The following is an 8178-nucleotide window of genomic DNA, read 5'->3' as shown; positions in this document are numbered from 1 at the left end:
GTTCGAAGTCGTCCGCGAGATTTTTCTGGGGGAAGACACCAAGGGTAGGGGAAGAAGTCTCTTCCCCTACTTTTTGTGGGCGCAGGTTGCCTGGCACTTCAGCCGGCGGGAGGGACTTCCAGCGCTATCTCCGCCGCCGTCGCGAGTGGTCCCGCAGTTCGTCAAAGATGTCGTCGTCCCAGATGTGCTTGCGCACCAATCGGTATCGCTCGCATGCGACCCACATGTACAGTTCGGCGTCGCTCTCGAGGTCGGGACGGATCTCGGCGCGGCGTGCCATGCGCACCACCGGCAGGAACTCTTCGCCGAACCATCGTCGCGCGGCGTCGACCCGGCCCAGGTACTCACCGGTCTCCTGGCTGCGCCGAAAACCCCACGCCTCAACGTTTTCGGCGAGCTCGGCGTAGTCGAACGGGTAGGAGAGCCGAATGGCGTCGGCCTGGGCACCGGTGAGTGGAACCCGTGAGAGGAACAGCCGCCGATGGTCTTTGAGCACGAGGTCGGACGGCGCATTGATGCCCTCCGGTGAGATTCGGGTGTGGATCTCGGTGACGTAGGCGTCGATCGTGGTGAAATGTCGCGCGAAGGCGATGGAGACGCGATGGTGCCCGTCGATGACGAAGTGCATCGATCCGATGCGATAGAGCTGGATCGGCGGAACCGACTCGCCCCGTCGCTGGGCTGCTGCGAGTCGTTGCCACCGTTCCCGGATCCGTGATGACGTGGGCCGGAAGTAGCGGTCGAAATCCCTGGTGCGGTCGACACTTCCGACGATCGAGGACACCTCGACCACCTGCAGGCCCAACGCGGTCTCGCCGGTACGGCCGAGAGCGGCGACGACTTCGTCGAACGGCAGGATCGTGTTGACGTCGGCCGGAGCGCGGGTGAACCAGTGTGCGAGACGGGACAATTCGGCCTGTCGGCGGAGACGGGCGAAGTCGTTCTCGGCGTCAGCGTCGGGAAACCCGGTGTCACGCGCCATGTCGTCGTCTCACCACCTCGAACTCGCGCGTGCCCGGCTCGATGTCGAACTCGCAGTAGCCGACCACGTTCATGGATATCGTCGCCTCGCCGACCATGCGGTCGCGTGGTGATCGGCCGTACGGATGGACGTGACCGTGGACCAACAATGTCGGGTCCAGTGACCGTATCAGCGGATGGAAACAGTCGAACCCGCGATGGCACGCGTCGTCGGCGTCGCCGACTCCACGGGCCGGGCTGTGCGTGAGCAGGATGTCGGGGCGGGCATCTCCCCGGGTCAGTGCCGCGGTGCAGCGCAGACGCCAGCCGCGAAGACGCTGCTGGGTGTCGGTGTACTGATTGGGCCCCGGGTTGTAGCGCCGGCTGCCGCCGAGCCCGCTGATGCGCAGACCGCCGACGGTGACCGTCCGGCCGTCGGCATTGACGGCACCGTTGGGTCCGGGGTTCGACGTCGGAAGACCGGCTCGCGTCCAGCCGCCCCGACCCTCGCGATACCCGTGCAGATCACGATCGTGATTGCCGGGCACAAAGACGCACGGAGCATCACAGAGCTCGGAGAGGACCTCGAGGTAGTCGAACGGGAGGTCGCCGGCGCCGAGGATGACGTCGGGTTTCGCGTCGAGTCCGACGCCAAAGGTCAGCGATTCCACCACCTCGTCGGCCACCGCCAGAACTCGCACCACCGTTCCCACGTTAGTGTGTGCAAGGTGAGTGAGTCCGTTACCGATACCCTCGGCCGGTTTCTCCGGGATCGCATCGGTGTCGAACCGCAGCGCGCGTCGGTCACCTTTCTCGGTGTCGAACCCGTCGAGGTCCTCCGATTCTCCACGTCCGAGCAGGTCGTGTACGTGACGTCCGGCTGCTCGCGCCACCCGATGTCGGACCCCACCGACCTCCACGCCGACCCGGTGCGCGGGCCGCGCGCCGAGTTGGTGGTGCGTATGGCAGCGGGCTCCTCGTTGCCGGGGCTGCACAAGCGGATGGCGACGGTGGCGGCCGCACCCGCGGTGGAAGGGCTGATCCTGGCTGCCGATGCGCTGGTCGACCTGGGTGAACCGCTGTGGGACACGGCGACGAGCACCGCGTTCCTCCTCGACGACGACGACCTGGGAGAAGTCCCTCTCACAGAACCGATGGACTCGATCCGCCTGCTGCGTGCCGTGCCGATCACCGCGAACGAGGCCGCGTGGGTACGCCTCAAGGGTGCTGCTGCATTGCGGGAGGCGTGGACGGAGGCGGGGATCGACGTGACGCACGCGGATCGGTCGTCGGCGAATCCCTGATCAGAGCCAGTGGTGGCGCCGGAACACCCAGAACAGGGTGGTGCAGGCGACGACGAGGCACAGCACGACGGCCGGGTAGCCGTAGCGCCACCCCAGCTCGGGCATGTGCGCGAAGTTCATGCCGTAGATACCGGCGACCATCGTCGGCACTGCTCCGATGGCGACCCACGCCGAGATCTTGCGCATGTCCGTGTTCTGCTGGATGCCGACTTTCGCGGCCGCGGCATCCAGCAGTGAAGTGAGCACCTCGTCGTACTCGACGACGCGCTCGACGACCGTGGTGAGGTGGTCCGCGACGTCGCGCAGATGACGGCGGATCTCCTTGGGGATCAACGGATTGTTGGTGTCGGTGAGTCGGGCGAGCGGCACCGACAGTGGTTGGACAGCGCGCCGCAGTTCGAGGACCTCGCGTTTGAGCAGGTAGACCGGGTCGATGTTGAGCCAGCGTTTCTGCCTGCCGAAGACCGACTCTTCGATGGCGACGACGTCGACCTCCATCCGCTCGGTCACCGCGAGGTAGCTGTCCACCACCTTGTCGGCGATGGCGTGCATGACCGCGGTGGGGCCGAGCGCCAGCCGCTCAGGGCGAGCCTCGAGTTTGCGTCGAACGCCTGACAGGTGGGTGTGGGCGCCATGGCGGACCGTCACGACGAAGTCGGGTCCGGCGAAGATCATGATCTCGCCGGTCTCCACCACCTCGCTGGCGTGTTCCATCGATTCGTGCTCGACGTACTTGACCGTGCGCAACACCATGAACTGGGTGTTGTCGTAGATCTCCAACTTGGGGCGCTGGTGCGCGTGCACGGCATCTTCGACGACGAGCTCGTGCAGACCGAAGGCCTCACCGACACCGGCCATTTGTTCGTCGTCGGGAGCATGCAGCCCCAGCCACACAAAACCTTGTCCGGACTCTCGGACCTCGGCCAGCGCCTGTTTGTAACCGATCCGCCCCGGCTGTCGGATGCCGTCGACATAGACCGCGCAGTCCACCACCGCGCGTGCCACCGGCACCGGGATGCGCGGCAGCGGCGGCTTGTCCCGCCGCGGGTAGACAAAGCCGCGTCCGCCCGGACGGAGGTTCGGCATCGAGGGCACGTGATGGATGCTACTCGCGTGGTTGGTCACCGACCCGACCACTGACGGGGCTTCGCGATGGGCGGCGACTTTGTAAGATTCCGTCCGTGTCCTTCGACGTCACGGTCTACACCACGACGCTGATCACCCTGCTGGTCATCATGGATCCGCCGGGCCAGATCCCACTGTTCCTCAGCCTCGTCGGCCACCGCTCGCCCGAGTACCGGCGTCGGGCCGCGTGGCAGGCGCCGTTGGTGAGTTTGCTCGTGATCAGCGTGTTCGCGGTCGGCGGCAAGGCGATCCTGACCTATCTCCACATCGGGATCCCGGCGTTGCAGGGGGCGGGCGGACTGTTGTTGCTGCTGGTTGCACTCCAGTTGCTCACCGGGCTGGGAAATGCGGGATCACCACAGGCCTCCGAGGACGTGAACGTCGCCCTGGTGCCGTTGGGAACTCCGCTGCTCGCCGGCCCGGGAGCGATCGCGGCGGTGATCGTCGGGGTCAGCGCCGTGTCGGGCGATGCGGGCGGCTACCTCGCCATAGCGGCGGCGATCGTGAGCGTGCACATCGTGGTGATGCTGGTGCTGCGCTACTCGACCTATCTCATCCGCATCCTGGGCGTCGGCGGAATCACTCTGCTGGCCAAGATCGCGGGTCTGCTGCTGGCCGCGATCGCCGTGCAACTCATCGCCGACTCGATCGCCGGGTTCATCGCCGAGGGCGTCTGAGCGTTGGGAGGCCACACGCTACGGTGAAGCGGTGGTGAACGGGGTGCTGAAGACAAGGCTGACGGCGGTGGGGCTGACCGCTGTGGCGGTGCTCGTGCTGCTCGGCGGCTGTGCGCAGCCGACCACGCCGTCGACGTCCGAACTGCATGTGGGTTCGTCGTCGAGCCCCGCGATGCGCGTCATGGCCGAAATCTATGCGGGAGCCTTGCGCAACACCGGCACAGAGGTTGCGCGCGAGATGATTGTCGGCGACGACCCGGAGTTGCTCGAGGCCATGCAGAAGACCGACGTCGACCTGTTTCCGGCGTTCACCGGGCAACTGCTGAGCGTGCTCACGCCCGAGACGACCGCGGTGACCGCCGAGGCCGTCTACAACGACGTCAATCGTGCTCTGCCGCAGGGTGTTTCGGTGGGGGACGCGACGCCGGTGTCGGCATCGCCGCAGGTGGTGGTCGCCACTCGATTGGCCGAGCCTGCGCAGGTGACCGGTCTCGCCGATTGTGGACGGCTACCGGCGGGACTGACGGTGGTGACTGTCGGTGCGCCCGACGACGCGGTGCTCCGCTCATTTGCCGACGCCGGATGCCGATTCGGGGCAGTCCAAGCCCTGCCGGACGCGTCGGCCGTCGTGGATCGGGTGGCCACCGGGACCGCGGTAGGAGTGCTCACACCCCTGGAATTGTCCGGTGACCGTCGCGGTTCGGCGACTTCCGTTCAGGCTCTGCGGGTTTCGACACCCGATTCCGATGGCGGACCGGTGAGCGCAGTCGTCGCAGCAGGTCCACGTGCCCAGACCCTCGTGCCGGTCTACCGCAGTACGGCGTTGTCGCGCGACGACGTGAAGACCGTCAACAAGGTTGCCGGCGAGATCACCACGGCCGACCTCGCCGCGATGGCCGCGAGCGTCGCACGGGGGAACGACCCTCACGAGATCGCGGTCACCTGGCTGGGCGATCACGGTCTGTAGTGGTGCGTCTCTAGCGGCCGCGACGACCGACACCCGGCAACGAGAGCCACGTGCGCGGCGAGCGCTGGGGCGTCTCGTGGTCGCCGACCGTGTGCAGTGAGCGGAAACCGGGAACGCGAAGCAATTGTGCGGCCAGGTTGCTCTGCAGCGTGTTGTTGGCGGCGGCACACCCGTGGCAGTGGCCGGTCAGACGGACCGTCACGTCCCCGTTCTCGACGCCGACCAATTCGACGGCCCCGCCGTGTGACGCGGTGTACATGCCAAAGCTTCCGGCGAGAACTGCGCGAACGGCGTCGGCGACCTCCGCGTCGGCGGCCTGGCGGACCGCTTCGCGTTCGTCCGAGGCGATGGCTTCGTGTGCGTCGGGCCATCCACCGGGCGCGGTGAGGATCTCGTGCAGTGCGCCGCGGATGCGCCGACCATCCGCGGCTGCGGTGTGATCGGCGCCCAAACGAGTGCGTACTTCACCGGGTGTCACCCACACCGACTCGACGGTGCCCTCGGCGGCGAGGTCGGCGAGAGGAGTGGGCAGGTCCGCGGCGTCGACCTGGCCGGTCTTGCGAACCAGACCCGGCCCGACGCGCCACCGTACGAGAGCGGGATCGTCGGGGTCGGCCGGCATCGGCAAGAGGACGAGACTCATGGCGGCATCACCCGGTCACCGCGGCCGTGATGGTGTGACCGATGTAACCGGCCACCCACGCGAGGGCGAACATGTAGACCCACGCGATGATCGGCCATCGCCACGAATTGGTCTCGCGCCGCATCACTCCGATCGTCGACATACATTGCAGCGCGTAGACGAAGAACAGCAGCATGGCCACGATCGTCGGCGGTGAGAACACGACCTCACCCTTGTTGGGGCCGTCCGTGTACGTCATTTGTTCCAGGGCCGACGTCGGGTCGTCGGGATCTTCAGCAGCAGCGATCTGGCCCAGAGTCGACACGACGACCTCTCGCGCCGCGAACGAGCCGAGGATGCCGATGTCGATGCGCCAGTCGAATCCCAGTGGGGCAAACACGGGCTCGACGAACTTGCCGATGGCGGCACCGAAGCTGTTGTCCATCACATACGAACGCGACTCCGCGTCGCCGGCCGCTTCGGCTTCCTCCTGGGTCGCACCCTGCTGGAGTTGTACGGCGACGGTGTCGTTCTTGATCTGCTCCGCTTCGTCCGTGCGGGCGGGCAGCGACAGCAGAATCCACAGCACGATCGACGTGAGCAGGATGATCTTGCCGACCTTGCGCAGGAACATCCGAGTCGAATCCCACACCATCATCAGGACCGTGCGGGCCGCCGGGATGCGGTACGGCGGCATCTCCATGTAGAAGGGCATCAGTCCGCTGCGCAGCGCCGGAGTGCGTTTGAACACCGCCGCCGCCGTCATCGCCGACACCCCGCCGAGCAGATACAGGCCGAACATCACCGCACCCTGCATGCCGAACGGACCGAACTTCGCGTCGGGCGATACCAGCATTCCGATCAGCAGTACGTACACGGGGATGCGGGCCGAACAGGTGGCGAGCGGGGCCGCCATGGTGGTGGCGATGCGATCCTTCGACGACGGGATGCTGCGGGTGGCCATGATGCCGGGGACCGCACATGCGAACGACGACAGCATCGCGACGAAGGCGCGACCCTCGAGCCCGGCACCGCTCATCGCGCGGTCGGTGACGAACGCGGCGCGGGACATGTAGCCGACGTTCTCCATCAGGGCGATGAGCAGGAACATCAGCACGATCTGCGGCACGAACACGAGCACACCGCCGACGCCGCCGATGACCGCGGTGGACAGGAAGTCCGCGAGGATCGGCCACGTCACGTACTCGGTGACCAGGCCTCCGAGCCACCCGAAGAACGACTCGACCAGGTCCTGTAGTGGCGCCGCGACCGTGAAGACCACCTGAAAGAAGCCGAACATGATGCCGAGGAAGACCAACGTGCCGACCACGGGGTGCAGCAGGACACGGTCGACGGCGTTGGTGATGGAGTGCGAGCGGGGTGCTTTGTAGCCAGCCAGTTGCAGGACCGACGCCACCCAGTCCTCGTGTTCTTGGCCGTCGGCGACCGTTGGCGGCGCGACGGCAGGCCTGCTCCACGACTCCGGCGCGCCGAGCAGGGTCCGGACAGACTCGAGGGTCGACTTGCGAGTCCCGATGACGGCCCGCACCGGGACGCCGAGCGCTTCCTCGAGTCCCTCGGGGTCGGCCTTGCCTCCGCGAGCGGCCATTTCGTCGGTCATGGTGAGCACGATCGCGATGGGGATGCCGAGGTTCATCGCCTCTGCGACAAGTCCGAGTGACCGTTGGAGCACCGTCGAGTCGACGACGATCAACGCGGCGTCGGGCCTGTCGGCGCCCGATATCTTTCCGTCGAGCAGGTCGGCGACGACCTGCTCGTCGGGTGAGATGGGCTGGAGGCTGTAGGTGCCCGGGAGGTCTTCGAGATTGATCTCGATCGGTTTGGCGGCTCCGGCACCGGCCATGGCCGGGACCTTCGCCCGCCCGATCGATCGTGTCACGGTGACACCCGGGTAGTTGCCCGTCTTCTGGCGTAGCCCCGTGAGTCCGTTGAACACCGACGTCTTGCCGGCGTTGGGGCTGCCGATCAGCGCGACCGACGGTGCATCCGCCAGCGGCTTCTGGCCGCCGCCACCGTGTTCGTGGTGGTGCCCGCCGCCGGGATCGTGGCAGTCGCTCATGACGCCACATCGCATTCGATGAAGTCGGCTTCGTGTCGGCGGAAACAGATCTCGTAGTCCATCACCCGATAGACGCTGGGATCGCCGAGCGGTGCGCGGCGCATGCGGCACACGGTGGTGCCGTGGATGAAGCCGAGGCTGGCGAGCCGGTGACGTATCTCCGGTGGGCAGGACTCGCTGAATCCGTGTATCCGGGCGCTCTGACCGACGTTGAGTCTGGCCATCGGCATCGTGCTGGCTGCCATCGTCGCAGGCCGCCTTTCGAGGTAAATCGACCCTAACTCGATTTACTTTACGCGCGGGTAGGGCGGTTCTGGTCGCAACAGCGAGTCTTTGGGTCTTTAGCCCCGGAGCCGAACGGGCCGAATGTCACCGGTGGCGAACACGACACAGGGCCGCCTGCGCCTTGCGCGAGCGGCCCTGTGTGACTTGGGTTTTGGGCA

At 66.6% G+C, this 8178-nt stretch carries 9 protein-coding genes; 3 read left to right on the top strand and 6 right to left on the bottom strand.

Annotated features, from left to right (window positions below):
- Nucleotides 1-124: 124 nt before the first annotated feature.
- Nucleotides 125-982 carry a chromosome partitioning protein ParB gene (locus MKW15_RS17350; RefSeq protein ID WP_240860358.1) on the bottom strand — a complete coding sequence of 286 codons (858 nt, stop codon included), beginning with the start codon at nucleotides 980-982 and terminating at the stop codon, nucleotides 125-127.
- Nucleotides 972-1664 carry a metallophosphoesterase family protein gene (locus tag MKW15_RS17345; RefSeq protein ID WP_240860356.1) on the bottom strand — a complete coding sequence of 231 codons (693 nt, stop codon included), beginning with the start codon at nucleotides 1662-1664 and terminating at the stop codon, nucleotides 972-974. Before MKW15_RS17345 ends, MKW15_RS17350 begins: the two co-directional genes overlap by 11 nt.
- A 24-nt stretch (nucleotides 1665-1688) precedes the next feature.
- Here MKW15_RS17345 and MKW15_RS17340 point away from each other — a divergent pair, with 24 nt between their 5' ends.
- A complete protein-coding gene (locus tag MKW15_RS17340; protein ID WP_240860354.1) occupies nucleotides 1689-2264 on the top strand; it encodes a suppressor of fused domain protein in 576 nt (191 codons plus the stop codon).
- On the opposite strand, the gene MKW15_RS17335 is transcribed toward MKW15_RS17340, so the two are convergent.
- Entirely contained in the window at nucleotides 2265-3350 is a 1086-nt protein-coding gene (locus tag MKW15_RS17335; RefSeq protein ID WP_240860371.1) for a magnesium and cobalt transport protein CorA, read from the bottom strand.
- A gap of 95 nt (nucleotides 3351-3445) precedes the next feature.
- On the opposite strand from MKW15_RS17335, the gene MKW15_RS17330 reads away from it, so the two are divergent.
- A complete protein-coding gene (locus MKW15_RS17330; protein ID WP_240860352.1) occupies nucleotides 3446-4066 on the top strand; it encodes a MarC family protein in 621 nt (206 codons plus the stop codon).
- A 31-nt stretch (nucleotides 4067-4097) separates the two neighbouring features.
- The gene (locus MKW15_RS17325) at nucleotides 4098-5033 is read left to right on the top strand and encodes a glycine betaine ABC transporter substrate-binding protein (RefSeq protein WP_240860351.1); all 936 of its coding nucleotides are present in this window, start codon (nucleotides 4098-4100) and stop codon (nucleotides 5031-5033) included.
- 10 nt (nucleotides 5034-5043) lie between these two features.
- Here the strand turns inward: MKW15_RS17325 and MKW15_RS17320 are convergent, their stop codons facing one another.
- Genes MKW15_RS17320 through MKW15_RS17310 form a run of 3 tightly spaced genes read right to left on the bottom strand, consistent with a single transcriptional unit; the run spans nucleotide 5044 to nucleotide 7980 of the window.
- On the bottom strand, nucleotides 5044-5676 hold the full coding sequence (locus MKW15_RS17320; RefSeq protein ID WP_240860350.1) for a NifU family protein: 633 nt from the start codon (nucleotides 5674-5676) through the stop codon (nucleotides 5044-5046).
- 7 nt (nucleotides 5677-5683) lie between these two features.
- Nucleotides 5684-7735 (bottom strand): ferrous iron transporter B, encoded by a 2052-nt coding sequence (gene feoB, locus MKW15_RS17315; protein ID WP_240860349.1) that lies wholly within the window; start codon nucleotides 7733-7735, stop codon nucleotides 5684-5686.
- A complete protein-coding gene (locus MKW15_RS17310; protein WP_240860348.1) occupies nucleotides 7732-7980 on the bottom strand; it encodes a FeoA family protein in 249 nt (82 codons plus the stop codon). Before MKW15_RS17310 ends, feoB begins: the two co-directional genes overlap by 4 nt.
- Nucleotides 7981-8178: the final 198 nt, after the last annotated feature.

The sequence above is a fragment of the Gordonia gummivorans genome, assembly GCF_022513585.1.
Classification (GTDB): domain Bacteria; phylum Actinomycetota; class Actinomycetes; order Mycobacteriales; family Mycobacteriaceae; genus Gordonia.
This window is presented reverse-complemented; position numbering and strand designations above follow the sequence as displayed.